Origin of the sequence: Pseudomonas sp. SD17-1 (genome assembly GCF_029201585.1) — a bacterium.
In the GTDB taxonomy this organism is placed as follows: Bacteria; Pseudomonadota; Gammaproteobacteria; order Pseudomonadales; family Pseudomonadaceae; genus Aquipseudomonas; species Aquipseudomonas palmensis.
This window is the reverse complement of sequence record NZ_CP104044.1, coordinates 4,734,780-4,754,008: the sequence shown is the minus strand read 5'-3', so window position 1 is coordinate 4,754,008 and position 19,229 is coordinate 4,734,780. Positions and strand designations below refer to the sequence as shown.

Below are 19,229 nucleotides of genomic sequence, written 5' to 3'. Positions count from 1 at the left end.
GTGCGCGGCGAGAAAATGGAGAGTGTGATCGTGCGCATAGCCCTTCTTTTACTGGCCGGCCTGCTGAGCACGCTGGTGCACGCTGCCCCGGTCGAGCTGGCCCGGTTCGACCGCAGCGTGTGGCCCGAACAACTCGACAGCCCGGCCCTGTTCGATGTGGCCTCGCGTGCCGAAATCCTCAGCTTTGCCCGCGTGCTGTATGACAGCGAGGCCCTGAGCGAGGCGCAGCTGGCCGAGCGCCTGAACCTTCGCCAGGTCAACCTGGTGACGCTAAATGCCTTGCGTCAGCGCCTGTGGCAGCGGCTGTGGCGCAACTATGACCTGGCCCAGCAGAGCTGCGAGCAGGACGCCTCGTTCTGCTACGCCATCGACAGCCTGCCGGACCTGCGCCAGCAGGCGGGCAAGTTCAGTGTTGCAGACGATTCGTTCTACGCCGGTTGGGCGCAGCCAAGCCGGCGTTTTCACGAGTACTACCTGAACGAGCAGTTGCGCAAGGCGGCGCTGTTTACCCAGACCTCCAGCGAGGTGGAGCGGTTTTCCGACCAGGAGCGCGATGGCCAGGCACTCAACGACCGGCTGTTCGTGCTCAGCTTCGATGGCGGCCCGGGGCCGGCTACCGAGGCGCTGACCGACTACCTGCGCCGGCAGAAGCTTGGCGGGCTGTTCTTCGTGGTGGGCAAGAACCTGCAGGCGCGCCGCGACCAGACCTCGGCCGCGGCGCTGCAACAACTGTATGCCGGGCAGTGCGTGGGGCTGCAGGGCTGGCAGTACAGCTCGCATGCGCAGTGGACCGGCTGGCAGGACTCGGTGGTCTCCAGCCGGGCATTGGTACAGAGCAGCCTGCCCGAGGCATTCGTGCCGCTGTTTCGCCCGCCCTACGGGCAGCGCCGCGCCGACAGTGCGGCGTTTTTCGCCGGCCAGCAGCTGCAGGTGATGTTGTGGGATATCGACGCCCAGGACCAGGCCGGGTTGAATGCCGAGCAGTCGGCGCAGCGGGTGCTGAGCCTGATGCTGCTGTGGCGCCGCGGGGTGATCCAGTTTCATGACGGCCAGCCCAGGGCCCAGGCGGCGATCGACTGGTTGCTGCAGCACACGGCCCAGAGCGGGATTGGCTGGGGCAACTGCCGGGAATTTGCCGAAACCCCGTAATCGCTGGGCGCGGCGGCACCCGGCGGAAAAAATCGCCAGGCGTTCATCGGGGTTTGATCATTAACTGTAGTGGTGCTTGCGGCTCACGCCAAGGGCTTGACCGCACAACGAAAAATAAACTTCAAAAAAACGTAAAAACGCTTTTTATCGTCACGGGTTTTGCGGTATCAAGAAGTCAGACCGCCGAACCCTGCAGCACAGGTGGCGTACTAATGGCCCCTCCTTTGTTCGCAGCTTCCCTACCGTAACGACGCGGCCAGGGGGAGACCGGCGGTCACTTCGCGGCGCAGCACCGCCCAGGTATTGCGTCGTCTGGCCCCTACAAAGGTGACCGAGTATGGATGATCAAGGACGTAACGTTTCTTCCAACCAGCCAATCCTTTACGTGCTCGATACCAATGTTCTGATTCACGATCCGAACGCCTTGCTGAATTTCGAGGAACACCACGTCGCGCTGCCGATGACCGTGCTCGAGGAGCTCGACAAACTCAAGACCGGCAAACACACGATCGCCGCCGAATGCCGCCAGGCCATTCGTCTGATCGACCAGACCCTGGGCGATGCCACGCCCGAGGATGTCGAGCAGGGCGTACCGATCCAGCGCGGCAAGAGCGGCCCCAAGGGCTTCCTGTCGATCCTGATGACCCCACGCGCCGAACCCAACCGGCTGCTGCCAGAACACCTCAACGACAACATCATCATCAACCAGTTGCTCGAGCTGCGTAGCCGGCGCAAGGAACTGGACGTGGTGCTGGTGACCAAAGACATCAACATGCGCCTCAAGGCCCGCGCCTGCGGTATCGCCGCCGAGGACTACAGTACCGATCAGCTGGTCGACGACGTTTCGTTGCTGCCCAAGGGCTACCATTCGGTCAGCGGCTCGTTCTGGGACCGCGTCAACAAGGTCGAGACCCGCCAGGAGCGCGGGCGCACCTGGCACCGCGTGCAGCTGGCCGACAACCTGCCGGCGGTTCACATCAACGAGTTCATCATCGACGAGCAGGGCTTCGTCGGCTGGGTCAAGGGCATCCGTGACAGCGAGTTGCTGCTGCTCGACCTGCATCAGGAGCCACTGCTGCACCAGGAAGCCTGGGGCCTGAAACCGCGTGACATCCATCAGGGCCTGGCGCTGTTCGCCCTGCTCGACCCCGACATCCACCTGGTCAACCTCACCGGTGCCGCAGGTTCGGGCAAGACCATCCTGGCACTGGCCGCTGCCATCGAGCAGACCATGGTCAGCAAGCGCTACCGGCGCATCATCGCCACCCGCAGCGTGCAGGGGCTGGACCAGGAAATCGGCTTCCTGCCGGGCACCGAAGCGGAAAAAATGGAGCCCTGGCTGGGGGCGATCACCGACAACCTCGAAGCCTTGCACATGGACGACGAGAACACCCATGGCAGCGTCGAGTACATCCTCGAGCGCGTGCCGTTGCAGTTCAAGTCGCTCAACTACATTCGCGGTCGCAGCTTCCAGCAGAGCCTGATCCTGATCGACGAATGCCAGAACCTCACCCCGCACCAGATGAAGACCATCATCACCCGTGCCGGGGCCGGTTCCAAGGTGATCTGCCTGGGCAACCTGGCGCAGATCGACACCCCTTACCTGTCCGCCACCAGCTCGGGCCTGACCTACCTGACCGAGCGCTTCAAGGACTTCCCCAACGGCGTGCACATCACCCTGCAGGGCGTGCCGCGTTCGATCCTGGCCGAATACGCCGAATCCCACCTGTAACCCCTGCCCACCGGGCGGCCTTGTGCCGCCCGGTTTTTTCCGCTGCCTAATGTTGACCCCTGGGTTTACAATCGGTGCTCCTGATCAGGAGTAACCCTGTGCTGACTCATCTCGATTCCCAAGGTCGGGCCAACATGGTCGACGTCACCGACAAAGCCGTCACCTCGCGCGAGGCGGTGGCCGAAGCGCGGGTGCGCATGCTCCCGCAAACCTTGCAGATGATCGTGGCTGGCGGCCACCCCAAGGGCGACGTGTTTGCCGTGGCGCGCATTGCCGGCATCCAGGCGGCAAAGAAGACCAGCGATCTGATCCCGCTGTGCCACCCGTTGATGCTCACCAGCGTCAAGCTCGAGCTGGTTGGCGAAGGCGACGACACGGTGCATATCGTGGCGCGCTGCAAGCTGGCCGGGCAGACCGGCGTCGAGATGGAGGCCCTGACGGCCGCCAGTGTAGCGGCGCTGACGATCTACGACATGTGCAAGGCGGTGGACCGGGGCATGACCATCCACAGCGTGCGTGTGCTGGAAAAACTGGGCGGCAAGAGCGGGCACTACCAGGTGGAGGCGCCATGAACATCGACGTGGTGTATTTCGCACGGTATCGCGAGGCGCTGGACAGCGACGGCGAACGCCTCGACGGGCCGTTCGACAGCGTCGACGATGTGCGCAAGGCCCTGCTGGCACGCGGGGAGGGGTACGCGATGCTGGGCGAGCAGAACCTGATGTGCGCGCGCAACCAGGAGTTGTGCAGGCTCGACGAGCCGGTGGCCGACGGCGACGAAGTGGCGTTCTTTCCGCCCGTGACCGGGGGCTGAGGTGGGCGTTCGAGTGCAGGCCGCCGCGTTCGACCCCGGCGCCGAGACCAATGCGATGCACGCGGCCAACGTCGGGGTGGGCGCGGTGGTGTCGTTTGTCGGCTATGTGCGCGACTTCAACGACGGTCGCGAGGTGGCGGGGATGTTCCTGGAGCATTACCCGGGCATGACCGAAAAGGCCCTGGCCAAGATCGTGCTGGAGGCCGAGCAGCGCTGGCCGTTGCTCAAGGTCGAAGTGCTGCACCGTATCGGCGCATTGCAGCCGGGCGAGCCGATCGTGTTCGTGGGTGTAGCCAGTGCGCACCGGCAGGCGGCGTTCCAGGCGTGCGACTTCGTGATGGACTATCTCAAGACCCGCGCGCCGTTCTGGAAGAAGGAGCAGACTGGCGAGGGGCCGCGCTGGGTCGAGGGGCGCCAGAGTGATGCGGACGCTGCGGGGCGTTGGTAGACGCCCCGCCGGCAAGGCTGGCTCCTGCAACGGTGCGGTGCCGCGAATCGGTTGAAAATTAATACACAAAAGTCCAGTATGGAATTATAAGTACAAAATAGTTCCAGGCTGCCTTGTGCCCGCCGCTTTTTCCTCTGTCTTGCAACACACCCCAACAACGAGCGAGAGAGACCGCTGATGAAAACCCCATCCCTGTTGGCTGCGCTGGCGTTGAGCCTGTTTGCCGCCGCCCCGTCGTTCGCCGCTGAAAAGACCCTGCGCATCGGTATCGAAGCTGCCTACCCACCGTTCGCGTTCAAGACCGCCGACGGCGCTATCAGTGGCTTCGACTACGACATCGGCAACGCCCTGTGCGCGCAGATGCAGGTCAAGTGCCAGTGGACCGAACAGGAATACGACGGCCTGATCCCGTCGCTCAAGGTCAAGAAGATCGACGCCGCCCTGTCGTCGATCACCATCACCGAAGACCGCAAGAAGTCGGTGGACTTCACCCACAAGTACTACTTCACCTCCGCACGCCTGGCCATGAAGGCCGGCAGCCAGGTCGATGACGACTTCGCCAACCTCAAGGGCAAGCGCATCGGCGTGCAGCGCGCGACCACCACCGACCGCTATGTGACTGCGGAACTGGTGCCCAAGGGCATCGAGATCGTGCGCTACACCAGCAACGATGAAATCTTCATGGACCTGGTGGCCGGTCGCCTGGACGGTGTGTTCGCCGACACCATCCCGCTTGAACAGGGCTTCCTGGAGACGCCCAAGGGCAAGGGTTACGGGTTTGTCGGGCCAGAGCTGAAAGACCCCAAGTACGTGGGTGAGGGCGCCGGGATCGCGGTGCGCAAGGGCAACGCCGAACTGGTGGCCCAGCTGAACGCGGCCATCGACGCCATTCGCGCCAATGGCGAGTACCAGAAGATCCAGGCCAAGTACTTCAAGTCCGACATCTACGGCGACTGACCGTCGCCTGCCCGAGGCCTGAGTTCGTTCAGGCCTTGAGCTCCTTGAGGTGCTTGTACACCGTGGCCCGGCCCATGTTCAACACGTTGGCCACGTAGTTGGCGGCGCTCTTGCCGCGAAACGCACCCTCGGCATGCAGGGCCAGCACCAGTTCGCGCTTGTGGTCGCGATTCAGGTTGCTCAGTGCCAGCTGGCGCTCGCGCAGCCAGCTGTTGAGAAACGTGTTGATGCGCTCCTGCCAGTCATCGCGAAACAGCGCGTCGGGCTGGGCGATCAGCCGGGTGGGCGAGAGAAACAGGTCCAGCGCCGCCTTGGCGTTTTCGAACATCGAGATGTTCAGGTTGATGCACAGCACGGCCTGCGGCTTGCCCTGGCCGTCGCGCAGCACGGTGCTGAGCGAGCGGATCTTCTGCCCGTCCCAATTGAGCTTTTCGTAGGGGCCGATGTTGGTTTCGTCGGTACCTGCCTCGAACATGTCTTCCAGGGCCGCATCGTCGCCGATCTCGCGCTTGGACAGGTTGTTGGCGATGTAGTCGATTTTCTGGCTGCGCAGGTCGTGCAGCACCACCTCGGCGTGGGGGAAGAACAGCGTGGCGATGGCGTCGGCAATCGCGCGAAAGTTGCTCAGGGCGGGGTCGTGGGGCGGTATCGGCATGCAGGCGGGCTCCAGGCGGTGTCAGCGCCCTAGGCGAAGGGCGCTGGGAGTGTGCCGCAAACGCGGGCGGGCGTCACCCGTGCAGGCGGTACAGGGCGTTGGCCAGGGCGATGTCTTCCAGGCCCAGGCCGATGGAGCGGAAGAAGGCATGGCGCTGGTAGGTCGGGCGCGGCGCCTGCTCGCTGAGCAACTGGGCCAGGTCGCCGATGATGGCGTCGGCCTGCCAGCCGTGCTGCTCGCTGGCGATGCGCATCTCGCCGGCCGAGCCGGGGGTGGTCAGGCGGTAGTCGCAGTACACGTCCATGTCGGTCAGGCACTCGGGCGGCACTTCGTGGGCGCGTACCGCGTTGGTGCTGATCGAGGTGATCAGGGCCGGCTTGCTCAGCTGGCGCGGGTCGATCACAGGCTTTGCCGACGAGGTGCACAGCATGATCACGTCGGCGTCGTGCAGTGCTGATTGCAGGTCGTCCACCAGGCTCAGGCGCGGGTCGAGTGCACCGAGGGCTTCGCGCTGCTCGGCGCTTTTATCCTTGAGGCCTGGCGAGTGCAGGCGGATGTCCTGCCAGTCGCGCACGCCGCGTACATAGTGCAGGTGGGCCTGGGCGATGGGGCCGCTGCCGATCACGGTCAGGCGCCTGGCGCTGGTGGGGGCCAGGGCGTCGACCGCGACGGCGGTGGTGGCAGCGGTGCGTGCGGTGGTCAGTTCACCGGCGTCGCACAATAGCAGTGGCTGGCCGCTGTCCATGGACATCAGCAATGTCCAGGCGGTGATCAGCGGCGCGCCTTCGCGCACGATGTAGGGCGAGGTCTTGACGCCGTAGACGCGGTCTTCGGCGAGCACCCCGCCATAGTTGATGAAGTCGCCCCTGCCGGCCGGGAACTCCACCAGCTGTTGCGGCGGCTGCACGGCCTGGCCGGCGGCCAGGTCACGGAACAGCTTGCGCAGGATCTGCGGCACGTCCACCTGCGCGAGCAGTTGGCGGGCCAGGGGCTGGTCGATCACGCGTGGGGTAGACATGCGGCGCTCCATTTGAACTATTTTGTCTATTATGGACAAATAGTTTAATTGCGCCAACCCTATCGCGGCTCGAGCCCGCCCCCACAATCATTACTGTTGTCGCTGTGGGAGCGGGCTTGACCCGCGATGAGCCAGCCCGGTCAACGCAAAAAAAAACGCAGCCGGCGAGGGCTGCGTTTTCTGTCCATCAATCGACTCAGTGATGCTTGCGCGCCACCGGCTTGAGCAGCTCGGTCGGCGGGGTCTCGCAACTGATCTTGCGCCCCAGCAATGCCTCGATACCCGGCAGCTGGTACGAATCGTCCTCACCGGCGAAGCTGATCGACACGCCACTGGTACCCGCACGGCCGGTACGGCCGATACGGTGCACGTAGTCGTCCGGGTCTTCGGGCAGGGTGAAGTTGATCACGTGGCTGATGCCGTCGATGTGGATCCCGCGACCGGCCACATCGGTGGCCACCAGCACGGTGACCCGGCCTTCGCGGAAATTCTCCAGGGTCTTGATGCGCTTGTGCTGCGGCACATCGCCCGACAATTGCGCGGCATTCACGCCGTCACGCACCAGGCGCTCTTCGATACGGCGCACCTCGTCCTTGCGGTTGGCGAACACGATGACCCGCTCCCACTTGTTCTCGGTCACCAGGTTGTACAGCAGCTTGTACTTGTCGGCACCGGCTACCGCATACACATGTTGCTCGACGGTTTCGCTGGCAACGTTCTCCGGCTCGATCTCGACGATGGCCGGGTCGGTGGTCCACTGTTGCGCCAGGTTCATCACGTCTTCGGTGAAGGTGGCCGAGAACAGCAGCGTCTGGCGCTCGCTCTTGGGCGGGGTCTGGCGGATGATCTGGCGAACCTGCGGGATGAAGCCCATGTCGAGCATGCGGTCGGCTTCGTCCAGCACCAGCACCTCGACCATGTCCAGGTGCGCTTCGCCGCGCTGGTTGAAGTCCAGCAGGCGACCCGGGGTGGCCACCAGGATGTCGCAGTGGCGTGCCTCAAGGGCCTTGAGCTGCTTGTCGAAGTCCATGCCACCGACGAACGTCATCACGTTCAGGCCGGTGTACTTGGTCAGCTCGGCGGCGTCCTTGGCGATCTGCACCACCAGTTCGCGGGTAGGGGCAATGATCAGCGCCCGCGGCTCGCCCATGTAGCGCTCTTTGGGCGGCGGGGTCTGTTGCAGCTGGCTGATGATCGAGATCAGGAACGCGGCGGTCTTGCCGGTGCCGGTCTGGGCCCGGCCGATCGCATCCTTGCCACGCAGGGTGAAGCCCAGTACTTCGGCCTGGATCGGCGTGCAGTACGGGAAACCCAGGTCGTGGATGGCATGCATCAGCTCGGGCGAGAGCTTGAAGTCGTGGAAGCGGGTCTTGCCCTCTTGCGGTTCCACCACAAAGTCTTCCAGTTTCCAGGTGCTGGCCTGGGGTTTTGGCTTGCGCTCGCGGCGCGGCTTGGCCTCGACCGGTTTGCTCGCCGGTTGCTCCAGGGGTTTTTCCGCCGGCTTTTCGGCGCGCGCTGGCGCGGCGGCTTCGGTCTGAGCCTTGAGCGGCGCGGCGGGAGCCGGGGCCTTGGGTGCTGCGGGCGGCTGCACGGTAGCAACGCTTTCGGTGGCGAGTTGCTCAACCTCGCTCTTTCCGAACATCTTCTTGAGTGCTTTGAGCACGGTCATCTCATCAATTGGTTAAGGAATGTACGCCGGCCAGTGTAATGCAAGATTCGGGCGCGGCGTAGTGGATTGCTCCGACAACTACAGACAAGGCGTTTTTTAGCGCAGCCGCTCGATCAGCCAGGCGCCGATGTCCTGGATTTCCTCGGGCAGCACGGCGTGTTCCATCGGGTATTCCTTCCACTGCACGGTGACGCCCCAGCTGTTCAGGTACTCGAAGGCGGCACGCCCCATGGACGGGATGACCACCGGGTCGTACACGCCGTGCAGGCACAGCGCCGGAATGCGCTGCTGGCTGGCGCTGAGCACGGTGCTGTCGGTGAAGGTCGGGGCGTAGGTGGAAAGGGCCATTACCCCGCCCAGCGTCTCCTGCCACTTTACATAGGCGGTGTGCAGAACCACTGCACCGCCCTGGGAGAAGCCGGCCAGGATGATGCGCGACAGGGCGACGCCCTTGGCCTGTTCCTGCTTGATCAGGTCGATGACCGCCTGTGCCGAGGCGTCGAGTTGCGCTTCGTCGATGGCGCGTGCACCGGGCGTCAGCGCCTTGATGTCGTACCAGCTGGGCATGGCGTAGCCATTGTTGATGGTGACCGGCTGGGTGGGTGCCTGCGGCATCACGAAGCGCGTGCTCAGCAGCACTTCCTGCAGGGCTTCGGCCACCGGCATGAAGTCGTAGCGGTCGGCGCCCAGGCCATGCAGCCAGATGACACAGGCGTCGGCGGTTTTCTGGGGTTCGAGAATCAGGGGATTGGTCATGACTGCTCCGAAAAAGTGCACGCAGGCCGGGGTGCGTGCTTGAAAAAAGGCATCGCTGGCGTTGCGTGCAAGGCTGTCACAGAACAGTCGGTCGTGCCAATCACCCGCCGCACGCAGTGCTGCGCCGATGCGGCGTCAGGCCGGCGCGGTCAGTCCTCTTCCTTGGGCGCGGGTGCAGGCGGTGGACGCAGGCCGATCTCGGCGATCAGCTTCAGCGGCTTGCCGTTGCGCACCACTTCGATGGCCACCTTGTCGTTGGGCTTGATCCGCGCCACCTGGTTCATCGAGCGCCGGCCATCGCCGGCCGGTTCGCCATTGATGCTCAGAATCACGTCACCCAGCTGCAGGCCGGCCTTCTGCGCCGGCCCGTCGCGGAAGATGCCCGCCACCACGATGCCTGGCCGGCCCTGCATGCCGAACGACTCGGCCAGCTCCTGGCTCAGCGGTTGCACCTCGATGCCCAGCCAGCCGCGAATCACCTGGCCATGCTCGATGATCGACTTCATCACCTCCAGCGCCAGCTTGGTGGGGATGGCGAAGCCGATGCCCTGCGAGCCGCCGGACTTGGAGAAGATCGCGGTGTTGATGCCGGTCAGGTTGCCATTGGCATCTACCAGCGCGCCACCGGAGTTGCCCGGGTTGATGGCCGCGTCGGTCTGGATGAAGTCTTCGTAGTTGTTCAGGCCCAGCTGGTTGCGCCCGGTGGCGCTGATGATGCCCATGGTCACCGTCTGGCCGACGCCGAACGGGTTGCCGATGGCCAGCGCCACATCACCGATGTGGATGTTGTCCGAGCGCCCGATGGTGATCGAGGGCAGGTTCTTGAGGTCGATCTTGAGCACGGCCAGGTCGGTTTCCGGGTCGCTGCCGATCACCCGTGCCAGGGTCTCGCGGCCGTCCTTGAGCGCCACCACGATCTGGTCGGCGCCGGAGGTCACGTGGTTGTTGGTCAGCAGGTAGCCCTCCGGGCTCATGATCACCGCCGAGCCCAGGCTCGATTCCCAGCGCCGCTGCTTGGGCAGGTTGTCACCGAAGAAGCGGCGGAACTGTGGGTCTTCGAACAGCGGGTGCGCGGTCTTGTTGACCACCTTGGTGGTGTACAGGTTGGCCACTGCGGGGGCCGCATTGCTCACCGCATCGGCATACGACACGGGGCCCTGCATCAGCCGCGTGGTCTGCGGCGCCTGCTGCAGGTTGACGTCCTGGCTGGGCAGGCCGACCCATTGGGGAAATTGCTGGATGACCAGCAGGGCGATCAGTACGCCGGTGACCAGTGGCCAGGCAAAGTAACGCAGAGCCTTGAACATGAGATGGATCCTGGGAGGTGGCCAGAGCCGATGCCGCAGTGGGGAGTAGATGAACGCGCGCGATCATACTGCGGCAAGGCCCGTGCAGGAACTGCTAAATCACGTCGAGCCATGACGGTCATGGCGCCGCGCCCCCGGGCAGTTGCCGTCGGTTTCCCCAAAAACGGTCGACGGCTCATAATGGCGGCCATTATACGAGGCCTTGTGCCACGCTGAACCGCTGAATTGAGGAGTCTTTGCATGGCTGTTGCCCTGAGCACCCTGGTCGAGGAAGCCGATCGCTACCTTGGCAGCGCAAAAATCCAGGACTACTGCCCCAACGGCCTGCAGGTCGAGGGCAACCCGCAGGTGTCGCGCATCGTCACCGGCGTCACCGCCAGCCAGGCATTGCTGGACGCTGCGGTCGAGGCGGGCGCCGACCTGGTGCTGGTGCACCACGGCTACTTCTGGAAGGGTGAGAACCCCTGCATCACCGGCATGAAGCAGCGCCGCCTCAAGACCCTGCTCAAACACGACCTGAGCCTGCTGGCCTACCACCTGCCGCTGGACCTGCACCCCGAGGTGGGCAACAACGTGCAGCTGGCGCGCCAGCTGGACATCACCGTCGAGGGCCCGCTGGACCCGGCCAACTCGCGGGTAGTGGGCCTGGTGGGCTCGCTGGCCGAACCGATGTCGGCGCGGGATTTCGCGCGCAAGGTCAGCGACGTGATGGGCCGCGAGCCACTGCTGATCGAAGGCGACGAGGTCATTCGCCGGGTGGGCTGGTGCACCGGCGGCGGCCAGGGCTACATCGACCAGGCGATTGCCGCAGGGGTCGACCTGTACCTGAGCGGCGAGGCGTCGGAGCAGACTTTCCACAGTGCTCGCGAGAACGGCATCAGCTTCATCGCCGCCGGCCACCACGCCACCGAGCGTTACGGGGTGCAGGCGCTGGGCGATTACCTGGCACGTCGATTCGCTCTGGAACACCTGTTCATCGACTGCCCGAACCCGATCTGAGGCTAAAACGCCAAGGCATATTCTTATACTGTTTCGTTCTAGTAGCCTGCCTAAATAGAATCGGGTGCTGTGATAAAGTGGCCCGCTCGAACACGGCCCGCTGGCCGTCCATAAGATTGATTTTCCGTGAGTAGCCATGGTCGACAAGCTGACGCATTTGAAACAGTTGGAGGCGGAGAGCATCCACATCATTCGTGAGGTGGCCGCCGAGTTCGACAACCCGGTGATGCTGTACTCGATCGGCAAGGATTCGGCCGTGATGCTGCACCTGGCACGCAAGGCCTTCTTTCCGGGCAAGCTGCCGTTTCCGGTGATGCACGTCGACACCCAGTGGAAATTCCAGGAGATGTACAGCTTCCGCGACAAGATGGTCGAGGAAATGGGCCTGGAGCTGATCACCCACGTCAACCCCGATGGCGTTGCCCAGGGCATCAATCCGTTCACCCACGGCAGTGCCAAGCACACCGACATCATGAAGACCGAGGGCCTCAAGCAGGCGCTCGACAAGCACGGCTTCGACGCCGCCTTCGGTGGCGCGCGCCGCGACGAAGAGAAGTCGCGGGCCAAGGAGCGCGTGTACTCGTTCCGTGACAGCAAGCACCGCTGGGACCCGAAGAACCAGCGCCCAGAGCTGTGGAACGTGTACAACGGCAAGGTCAACAAGGGCGAGTCGATTCGCGTGTTCCCGCTGTCGAACTGGACCGAGCTGGATATCTGGCAGTACATCTACCTCGAAGGCATCCCGATCGTGCCGCTGTACTTTGCAGCCGAGCGCGAAGTGATCGAGAAGAACGGCACCCTGATCATGATCGATGACGAGCGCATCCTGGAGCACCTCTCGGATGAAGAGAAGGCTCGCATCGTCAAGAAGAAAGTGCGTTTCCGTACCCTTGGCTGCTACCCGTTGACGGGCGCGGTGGAGTCGGAGGCCGAGAGCCTGACCGACATCATTCAGGAAATGCTCCTGACGCGCACTTCCGAGCGCCAGGGCCGCGTCATCGACCACGATGGCGCAGGTTCCATGGAAGACAAGAAACGTCAGGGCTATTTCTAAGTTAGGGTCAGACCATGTCGCACCAATCCGAATTGATCAGCGAGGACATCCTCGCCTACCTGGCCCAGCACGAACGCAAGGAACTGCTGCGCTTCTTGACCTGCGGTAACGTCGACGACGGCAAGAGCACCCTGATCGGGCGCCTGCTGCACGACTCCAAGATGATCTACGAAGACCATCTGGAAGCCATTACCCGCGATTCGAAGAAAGTCGGCACCACCGGTGACGACATCGACCTGGCATTGCTGGTCGACGGCCTGCAGGCCGAGCGCGAGCAGGGCATCACCATCGATGTGGCCTACCGCTATTTCTCCACGGCCAAGCGCAAGTTCATCATCGCCGATACCCCGGGCCACGAGCAGTACACCCGCAACATGGCCACCGGTGCGTCCACCTGCGACCTGGCGATCATCCTGGTGGACGCGCGCTACGGCGTGCAGACCCAGACCCGCCGGCACAGCTACATCGCTTCGCTGCTGGGCATCAAGCACATCGTCGTGGCCGTGAACAAGATGGACCTCAAGGGCTTCGACCAGGACGTGTTCGAAGGCATCAAGGCCGACTACCTGAAGTTTGCCGAAGCCATCAACATGACCCCCAGCAGCCTGCACTTCGTGCCGATGTCGGCGCTCAAGGGCGACAACGTGGTCAACCGCAGCGAGCGTTCGCCGTGGTACACCGGCCCTGCGCTGATGGAAATCCTCGAAACCGTGGAAGTGGCGGCCGACCGCAACTTCACCGACCTGCGTTTTCCGGTGCAGTACGTCAACCGTCCCAACCTGAACTTCCGTGGCTTTGCCGGCACCCTGGCCAGTGGCGTGGTACACAAGGGCGACGAGATCGTGGTGCTGCCGTCGGGCAAGAGCAGCCGCGTGAAGTCCATCGTCACCTACGAAGGTGAGCTGGAGCAGGCCGGCCCGGGCCAGGCCGTGACCCTGACCATGGAAGACGAGATCGACATCTCCCGTGGCGACCTGCTGGTGCATGCCGACAACGTCCCGCCGGTGACCGACCAGTTCGACGCCATGCTGGTGTGGATGGCCGAAGAGCCGATGCTGCCGGGCAAGAAATACGACATCAAGCGCGCCACCAGCTACGTGCCGGGCTCGATTGCCAGCATCGCCCACAAGGTCGATGTGAACACCCTGGAACAGGGCGCTGCGAGCGCGTTGCAGCTCAACGAGATCGGCAAGGTCAAGGTGAGCCTGGACGCTCCGATCGCGCTGGACGGCTACGACAGCAACCGCACCACCGGCGCGTTCATCATCATCGACCGCCTGACCAACGGCACCGTGGGCGCGGGCATGATCATCGCGCCACCGGTACTGCCTCACGGCAGCACCGGCCAGCATGGCAGGCAGGCCCACGTGACCACCGAGGAGCGTGCCTTGCGCTTCGGCCAGCAGCCGGCCACCGTGCTGTTCAGCGGCCTGTCGGGCGCGGGCAAGAGCACCCTGGCGTATGCCGTTGAGCGCAAGCTGTTCGACATGGGCCGTGCGGTGTACGTGCTCGATGGGCAGAACCTGCGCCATGACCTGAACAAAGGCCTGCCGCAGGACCGTGCCGGGCGTACCGAGAACTGGCGTCGTGCTGCGCATGTGGCGCGTCAGTTCAACGAAGCGGGCTTGCTGACCCTGGCCGCGTTCGTGGCACCGGATGCCGAAGGCCGTGAACAGGCCAAGGCGCTGATCGGCAAGGAGCGCTTGCTGACCGTTTACGTCCAGGCTTCGCCGTTGGCGTGCCGTGAGCGTGATCCGCAGGGGCTGTACGCGGCCGGTGGCGACAACATCCCGGGCGAGAGCTTCCCGTATGACGTGCCGCAGGATGCGGACCTGGTGATCGACACCCAGAGCGTTGGCGTGGAAGAGGGCGTCAAGCAGGTACTGGAACTGCTGCGCAAGCGTGGCGCGATCTAAGCGCTGCTGCTGAATGAAAAGCCCGCGATGGTGAAGGCCATCGCGGGCTTTTTTGTGGCGGCTGGCCGCTTCGCCGGCAAGGCCGGCTCCTACGGTGAGCGCAAGGCCATGCAGGAGCAGGCCTTGCCGGGGAAGTGCCCAGCGGACACGCCGCTTCAAATATGCTTCTGTGCCACCGGAATCACCCGCTTCTCCTTCACCGCCTTGAACGAGAAGCTCGAATAGATCTCCTTCACCCCCGGCAGCCGCTGCAGTACCTCGCGGGTGAACTCGCCGAACGACTCCAGATCCCGCGCCAGAATCTCCAGCAGGAAGTCATAGCGCCCGGAGATGTTGTGGCACGCCACGATTTCGGGGATATCCATCAGCCGCTGCTCGAATGCCCGGGCCATCTCCTTGCTGTGCGAATCCATCATGATGCTGACGAAGGCGGTCACTCCGAAGCCCAGTGCCTTGGGTGACAGGATGGCCTGATAGCCGGTGATGTAGCCCGACTCCTCCAGCAGCTTGACCCGCCGCCAGCACGGCGAGGTGGTCAGGGCGACGCTGTCGGCGAGCTCGGCCACGGTCAGTCGGGCGTTGTCTTGCAGCGCGGCCAGCAGTGCGCGGTCGGTACGGTCGATGGCGCTAGGCATGTCTTGCCCTCCATAGCCTGTTCTTGTTGTTTTTATGTCAGTGAGCGGCGCTTTTCGTAGGCGTATTTGGAAAAATTTAAGCCGGTCTGTGGAATAAGCTTATAACAAACCACAAGAGGCGGTTGCCATGCACGGCTCCAACAAGCTCCCAGGATTTGCCACCCGCGCCATTCACCATGGCTACGACCCCCAGGACCACGGCGGCGCACTGGTGCCACCGGTCTACCAGACCGCGACGTTCACCTTTCCCACCGTGGAGTACGGCGCTGCGTGCTTTGCCGGCGAGCAGGCCGGGCATTTCTACAGCCGCATCTCCAACCCCACCCTCAACCTGCTGGAAGCACGCATGGCCTCGCTGGAAGGCGGCGAGGCCGGGCTGGCGCTGGCCTCGGGCATGGGGGCGATCACGTCCACGCTATGGACGCTGCTGCGCCCCGGTGACGAGGTGCTGCTGGGCAACACCCTGTACGGCTGCACCTTTGCCTTCCTGCACCACGGCATCGGCGAGTTCGGGGTCAAGCTGCGTCATGTGGACATGGCCGACCTGCAGGCATTGGAGGCGGCCATGACGCCGGCCACCCGGGTGATCTATTTCGAGTCGCCGGCCAACCCCAACATGCACATGGCCGATATCGCCGGCGTGGCGAAGATTGCGCGCAAGCACGGCGCGACCGTGGTGGTCGACAACACCTACTGCACGCCGTACCTGCAGCGGCCACTGGAGCTGGGCGCCGACCTGGTGGTGCATTCGGCCACCAAGTACCTGAGCGGCCATGGCGACATCACTGCTGGCATTGTGGTGGGCAGCCAGGCACTGGTGGACCGTATACGCCTGCAGGGCCTCAAGGACATGACCGGTGCGGTGCTCTCGCCCCATGACGCCGCACTGCTGATGCGCGGCATCAAGACCCTCAACCTGCGCATGGACCGCCACTGCGCCAACGCTCAGGTGCTGGCCGAGTTCCTCGCCGGGCAGCCGCAGGTGGAGCTGATCCATTACCCGGGCCTGGCGAGCTTCCCGCAGTACACCCTGGCCCGCCAGCAGATGAGCCAGCCGGGCGGCATGATCGCCTTCGAACTCAAGGGCGGCATCGGTGCAGGGCGGCGGTTCATGAACGCCCTGCAACTGTTCAGCCGGGCGGTGAGCCTGGGCGATGCCGAGTCGCTGGCGCAGCACCCGGCAAGCATGACTCATTCCAGCTATACCCCAGAGGAGCGTGCGCATTACGGCATCTCCGAGGGGCTGGTGCGGTTGTCGGTGGGGCTGGAAGACATCGACGACCTGCTGGCCGATGTGCAACAGGCACTCAAGGCGAGTGCCTGAACCCGTCACGGATGAGGTCAATGCAATGGTGGCAATGATGAACCTTGTGCCTGGCGACGGCGTGCCCGGTGACAGCGACCCTGGCGAAACCGCAGAGTGGCTGGAGGCGCTGGAGTCGACCCTGGCGCACTGCGGCCCGGCCCGCGCGCGGTTTCTGCTCGAACAATTGGAGGCGCATGCCCGCGAACTGGGCCTGGAGCGTGGTGCCCAGCCGTACTCGGCGTACCGCAACACCCTGTCGCTCGAACATCAGGGCGCCTACCCGGGCGACCTGGAACTGGACGAGCGAATCACCAGCATCCTGCGCTGGAATGCCCTGGCGATGGTGGTGCGTGCCAACCATGCCTACGGTGACCTGGGCGGGCACATCGCCAGTTACGCTTCGGCCGCAGAGATCTTCGAGGTGGGGTTTCAGCATTTTTTTCGCGGCGAGGAGGGCGGCGAGCAGCGCACGGCCGACCTGGTGTTCTTCCAGCCACACTCGGCGCCCGGCATCTATGCCCGGGCCTTTCTTGAAGGGCGCCTGAGCGAGGCTCAGCTGGCCAGCTATCGGCAGGAGATCGCAGGCGATGGCCTGTGCTCCTACCCGCATCCGTGGCTGATGCCCGACTTCTGGCAGTTTCCCACCGGGTCGATGGGCATCGGCCCGCTCAACGCCGTGTACCAGGCGCGCTTCATGCGCTACCTGCAGCACCGCGGCCTGGCCGATACCGCGCAGCGCCATGTGTGGGGCGTGTTCGGCGATGGCGAGATGGACGAGCCCGAATCCATCGCCGGGCTGACGCTGGCGGCCCGTGAGCAACTCGACAACCTGACCTTCATCGTCAACTGCAACCTGCAGCGCCTGGATGGTCCGGTGCGTGGCAATGGCCAGATCATCCAGGAGCTGGAGTCGCTGTTCAGCGGCGCCGGCTGGAACGTGATCAAGGTGTTGTGGGGCTCGGAATGGGATGCGCTGTTTGCCCGCGACAGCGAGCACGTGCTGCTGCGCCAGCTGGCGGCAACCCCCGACGGCCAGTTCCAGACCCTGGGGGCCAATGACGGCGCCTACAACCTCGAACACTTCTTCAACCAGCACCCGGCCTTGCAGCGCCTGGTCGAGCACATGAGCTCGGCCGAGATCAACGCGCTCAAGCGCGGTGGCCATGATTTTCGCAAGCTGTATGCCGCCTTTGCCGCCGCCAAGGCGTGCAAGGGCCGGCCGACGGTGATCCTGGCCAAGACCAAGAAGGGCTACGGCATGAGTGCGGCCGGCGAGTCGCGCATGACCGCGCACCAGGCCAAGAAGCTCGACGTGCAGGCGCTGCTGGCCTTCCGTGACCGCTTCCACTTGCCCTTGAGCGATGCGCAGGTTGAGCAGTTGCAGTTCTACCGGCCGGACGAAAACAGCCGGGAGATGCGCTACCTGCGCGAGCGGCGCAATGCCCTGGGCGGCAGCCTGCCGTCGCGGCGGCCCCAGGCGCGCACGCTGCCAGTACCGGCGCTGGAGGTGATGGGCGGTTTTGCGCTGCACGCCGAGGGCAAGGAGATGTCCACCACCATGGCTGCGGTGCGCATGCTCGGTGCCTGGCTCAAGGCCCCGGAGCTGGGGCCGCGGGTGGTGCCGATCGTCGCCGATGAAGCGCGCACCTTCGGCATGGCCAGCCTGTTCCGGCAGATCGGCATCTACTCGCCCCATGGGCAGCGTTACGAACCCGAAGATGCCAGTTCGCTGCTCTCCTACAGGGAGTCGCGCGATGGTCAGTTGCTGGAGGAGGGCATCACCGAGGCCGGGGCCCTGTCGTCCTGGGTAGCGGCGGCCACCTCCTATGCGGTGCATGGCGAGCCGATGTTGCCGGTGTACATCTATTACTCGATGTTCGGCTTCCAGCGGGTCGGCGACCTGATATGGGCGGCGGCCGACCAGCGTGCACGGGGCCTGCTGCTGGGGGCCACGGCAGGGCGCACCACCTTGGGCGGCGAAGGCTTGCAGCACCAGGATGGCTCGAGCCTGGTGATGGCGGCCATGGTGCCCAACTGCCGCGCCTGGGAGCCGTGCTTTGCCGGCGAACTGGCGGTGATTCTGGAACACGCGGCGCGGCGCATGCTGGTGGAGCAGTGCGACGAGTTTCACTATGTGGCGGTGATGAATGAAAGTTATCCACACCCCTCCCTGCCACCTGAGGCACATGCGGCAGTGTTGCGCGGGATGTACCGGTTTGCCGAACAGCCGGTGGAGCATGCCCTGGGGCGGGTTCGCCTGCTGGGCTCCGGGGCGATCCTGCGCGAGGTGATCGCCGCGAGCGAGCTGCTGGCGGCGGACTGGGGCATCGCCAGCGAGGTGTTCAGTGTGACCAGCTTCAGCGAACTGGCGCGTGATGCACGGGATGTGCAGCGCGGGCAGCGTCTGGGGCTGGGTGGCAGCAGCCATCTGGCGCAATGCCTGGTGGGAGATGCGCCGGTGATTGCCGCAACTGACTATGTACGTGCCTGGCCGCAATTGATTGCCGAGTACGTGCCGGCGCCGTACGTGACGCTGGGCACCGACGGCTTCGGGCGCAGCGATACGCGCCAGCGGTTGCGCCAGTTCTTCGAGGTGGACCGCTTCAGTGTGGTGCTGGCCAGCTTGCAGGCGCTGGTGGATGACGGGCTGCTGGAGGTCGATGTGATGGCGCAGGCACGGGCCAGGTATCCGGCGCTGGATGCGGCGGGCCCCTGGTATCGTTGATGTGAGGGGATGAAAAAAGGGGCCGGTGATCGGCCCCTTTTTTCTTTGTATCGGATGGTTGGGTGTGGCATTCGCCGGCAAGGCCGGCT

Annotated in this window: 17 protein-coding genes; 11 read left to right on the top strand and 6 right to left on the bottom strand. The window is 64.4% G+C overall.

Annotated elements, in window-relative coordinates; genetic code table 11:
- The first annotated feature begins 30 nt into the window (after window positions 1-30).
- The 6 genes from N0B28_RS21610 to N0B28_RS21585 all read left to right on the top strand — a co-directional run bounded on the left by N0B28_RS21610 (window position 31) and on the right by N0B28_RS21585 (window position 5,100).
- Window positions 31-1,149 carry a polysaccharide deacetylase family protein gene (locus N0B28_RS21610; protein WP_054914928.1) on the top strand — a complete coding sequence of 373 codons (1,119 nt, stop codon included), beginning with the start codon at window positions 31-33 and terminating at the stop codon, window positions 1,147-1,149.
- Window positions 1,150-1,486: 337 nt separating this feature from the next.
- A complete protein-coding gene (locus N0B28_RS21605; protein ID WP_275728653.1) occupies window positions 1,487-2,881 on the top strand; it encodes a PhoH family protein in 1,395 nt (464 codons plus the stop codon).
- Window positions 2,882-2,979: 98 nt separating this feature from the next.
- Window positions 2,980-3,453: a cyclic pyranopterin monophosphate synthase MoaC gene (gene moaC / locus N0B28_RS21600; protein ID WP_043861010.1), complete on the top strand. Its 474-nt coding sequence runs from the start codon at window positions 2,980-2,982 to the stop codon at window positions 3,451-3,453.
- On the top strand, window positions 3,450-3,695 hold the full coding sequence (locus N0B28_RS21595; protein WP_043861011.1) for a MoaD/ThiS family protein: 246 nt from the start codon (window positions 3,450-3,452) through the stop codon (window positions 3,693-3,695). The genes moaC and N0B28_RS21595 overlap by 4 nt, the downstream gene beginning before the upstream one ends.
- A 1-nt stretch (window position 3,696) precedes the next feature.
- Window positions 3,697-4,143 (top strand): molybdopterin synthase catalytic subunit MoaE, encoded by a 447-nt coding sequence (gene moaE, locus N0B28_RS21590; protein ID WP_123752851.1) that lies wholly within the window; start codon window positions 3,697-3,699, stop codon window positions 4,141-4,143.
- Window positions 4,144-4,320: 177 nt separating this feature from the next.
- Complete coding sequence (locus N0B28_RS21585; protein ID WP_275728647.1) at window positions 4,321-5,100, top strand: ABC transporter substrate-binding protein; 780 nt, start codon at window positions 4,321-4,323, stop codon at window positions 5,098-5,100.
- A 28-nt stretch (window positions 5,101-5,128) separates the two neighbouring features.
- Here the strand turns inward: N0B28_RS21585 and N0B28_RS21580 are convergent, their stop codons facing one another.
- The 5 genes from N0B28_RS21580 to algW form a co-directional block, all read right to left on the bottom strand.
- Window positions 5,129-5,755, bottom strand: coding sequence for a PAS domain-containing protein (locus N0B28_RS21580; RefSeq protein WP_254996648.1), 627 nt, complete (start codon window positions 5,753-5,755; stop codon window positions 5,129-5,131).
- Between the two features lie 73 nt (window positions 5,756-5,828).
- Window positions 5,829-6,773 carry an ornithine cyclodeaminase family protein gene (locus N0B28_RS21575; RefSeq protein WP_043861015.1) on the bottom strand — a complete coding sequence of 315 codons (945 nt, stop codon included), beginning with the start codon at window positions 6,771-6,773 and terminating at the stop codon, window positions 5,829-5,831.
- 196 nt (window positions 6,774-6,969) lie between these two features.
- A complete protein-coding gene (gene rhlB, locus N0B28_RS21570; protein ID WP_078479565.1) occupies window positions 6,970-8,436 on the bottom strand; it encodes an ATP-dependent RNA helicase RhlB in 1,467 nt (488 codons plus the stop codon).
- 102 nt (window positions 8,437-8,538) lie between these two features.
- Entirely contained in the window at window positions 8,539-9,198 is a 660-nt protein-coding gene (locus N0B28_RS21565) for an alpha/beta fold hydrolase (RefSeq protein ID WP_043861016.1), read from the bottom strand.
- Between the two features lie 149 nt (window positions 9,199-9,347).
- Window positions 9,348-10,505: a Do family serine endopeptidase AlgW gene (gene algW, locus N0B28_RS21560; RefSeq protein WP_043861017.1), complete on the bottom strand. Its 1,158-nt coding sequence runs from the start codon at window positions 10,503-10,505 to the stop codon at window positions 9,348-9,350.
- Between the two features lie 240 nt (window positions 10,506-10,745).
- Between algW and N0B28_RS21555 the strand changes: the two genes are divergently transcribed.
- The 3 genes from N0B28_RS21555 (at window position 10,746) to cysN (ending at window position 14,474) form a co-directional block, all read left to right on the top strand.
- Window positions 10,746-11,504: a Nif3-like dinuclear metal center hexameric protein gene (locus tag N0B28_RS21555; RefSeq protein ID WP_275728639.1), complete on the top strand. Its 759-nt coding sequence runs from the start codon at window positions 10,746-10,748 to the stop codon at window positions 11,502-11,504.
- 136 nt (window positions 11,505-11,640) lie between these two features.
- The gene (gene cysD / locus N0B28_RS21550; protein ID WP_058540870.1) at window positions 11,641-12,558 is read left to right on the top strand and encodes a sulfate adenylyltransferase subunit CysD; all 918 of its coding nucleotides are present in this window, start codon (window positions 11,641-11,643) and stop codon (window positions 12,556-12,558) included.
- A 14-nt stretch (window positions 12,559-12,572) separates the two neighbouring features.
- On the top strand, window positions 12,573-14,474 hold the full coding sequence (gene cysN, locus N0B28_RS21545) for a sulfate adenylyltransferase subunit CysN (RefSeq protein ID WP_123752848.1): 1,902 nt from the start codon (window positions 12,573-12,575) through the stop codon (window positions 14,472-14,474).
- Window positions 14,475-14,629: 155 nt separating this feature from the next.
- Here cysN and N0B28_RS21540 read toward each other — a convergent pair whose 3' ends face one another.
- Window positions 14,630-15,109, bottom strand: a complete 480-nt coding sequence (locus tag N0B28_RS21540; RefSeq protein ID WP_043861021.1) for an Lrp/AsnC family transcriptional regulator — start codon at window positions 15,107-15,109, stop codon at window positions 14,630-14,632.
- 127 nt (window positions 15,110-15,236) lie between these two features.
- Between N0B28_RS21540 and N0B28_RS21535 the strand changes: the two genes are divergently transcribed.
- Window positions 15,237-16,433: a methionine gamma-lyase gene (locus tag N0B28_RS21535; protein WP_043861022.1), complete on the top strand. Its 1,197-nt coding sequence runs from the start codon at window positions 15,237-15,239 to the stop codon at window positions 16,431-16,433.
- A gap of 25 nt (window positions 16,434-16,458) precedes the next feature.
- On the top strand, window positions 16,459-19,140 hold the full coding sequence (mdeB, locus tag N0B28_RS21530; RefSeq protein WP_275732096.1) for an alpha-ketoglutarate dehydrogenase: 2,682 nt from the start codon (window positions 16,459-16,461) through the stop codon (window positions 19,138-19,140).
- Window positions 19,141-19,229 lie beyond the last annotated feature (89 nt).

Bases quoted from the DNA above. Each gene is read 5' to 3' on its own strand.
- cysN (WP_123752848.1), top strand. From the start codon at position 12,573: ATGTCGCACCAATCCGAATTGATCAGCGAGGACATCCTCGCCTACCTG.
- mdeB (WP_275732096.1), top strand. From the start codon at position 16,459: ATGGTGGCAATGATGAACCTTGTGCCTGGCGACGGCGTGCCCGGTGAC.
- N0B28_RS21605 (WP_275728653.1), top strand. From the start codon at position 1,487: ATGGATGATCAAGGACGTAACGTTTCTTCCAACCAGCCAATCCTTTAC.
- algW (WP_043861017.1), bottom strand. From the start codon at position 10,505: ATGTTCAAGGCTCTGCGTTACTTTGCCTGGCCACTGGTCACCGGCGTA.
- N0B28_RS21555 (WP_275728639.1), top strand. From the start codon at position 10,746: ATGGCTGTTGCCCTGAGCACCCTGGTCGAGGAAGCCGATCGCTACCTT.
- N0B28_RS21565 (WP_043861016.1), bottom strand. From the start codon at position 9,198: ATGACCAATCCCCTGATTCTCGAACCCCAGAAAACCGCCGACGCCTGT.
- N0B28_RS21585 (WP_275728647.1), top strand. From the start codon at position 4,321: ATGAAAACCCCATCCCTGTTGGCTGCGCTGGCGTTGAGCCTGTTTGCC.
- N0B28_RS21535 (WP_043861022.1), top strand. From the start codon at position 15,237: ATGCACGGCTCCAACAAGCTCCCAGGATTTGCCACCCGCGCCATTCAC.
- N0B28_RS21575 (WP_043861015.1), bottom strand. From the start codon at position 6,773: ATGTCTACCCCACGCGTGATCGACCAGCCCCTGGCCCGCCAACTGCTC.
- N0B28_RS21595 (WP_043861011.1), top strand. From the start codon at position 3,450: ATGAACATCGACGTGGTGTATTTCGCACGGTATCGCGAGGCGCTGGAC.
- cysD (WP_058540870.1), top strand. From the start codon at position 11,641: ATGGTCGACAAGCTGACGCATTTGAAACAGTTGGAGGCGGAGAGCATC.
- N0B28_RS21540 (WP_043861021.1), bottom strand. From the start codon at position 15,109: ATGCCTAGCGCCATCGACCGTACCGACCGCGCACTGCTGGCCGCGCTG.
- N0B28_RS21580 (WP_254996648.1), bottom strand. From the start codon at position 5,755: ATGCCGATACCGCCCCACGACCCCGCCCTGAGCAACTTTCGCGCGATT.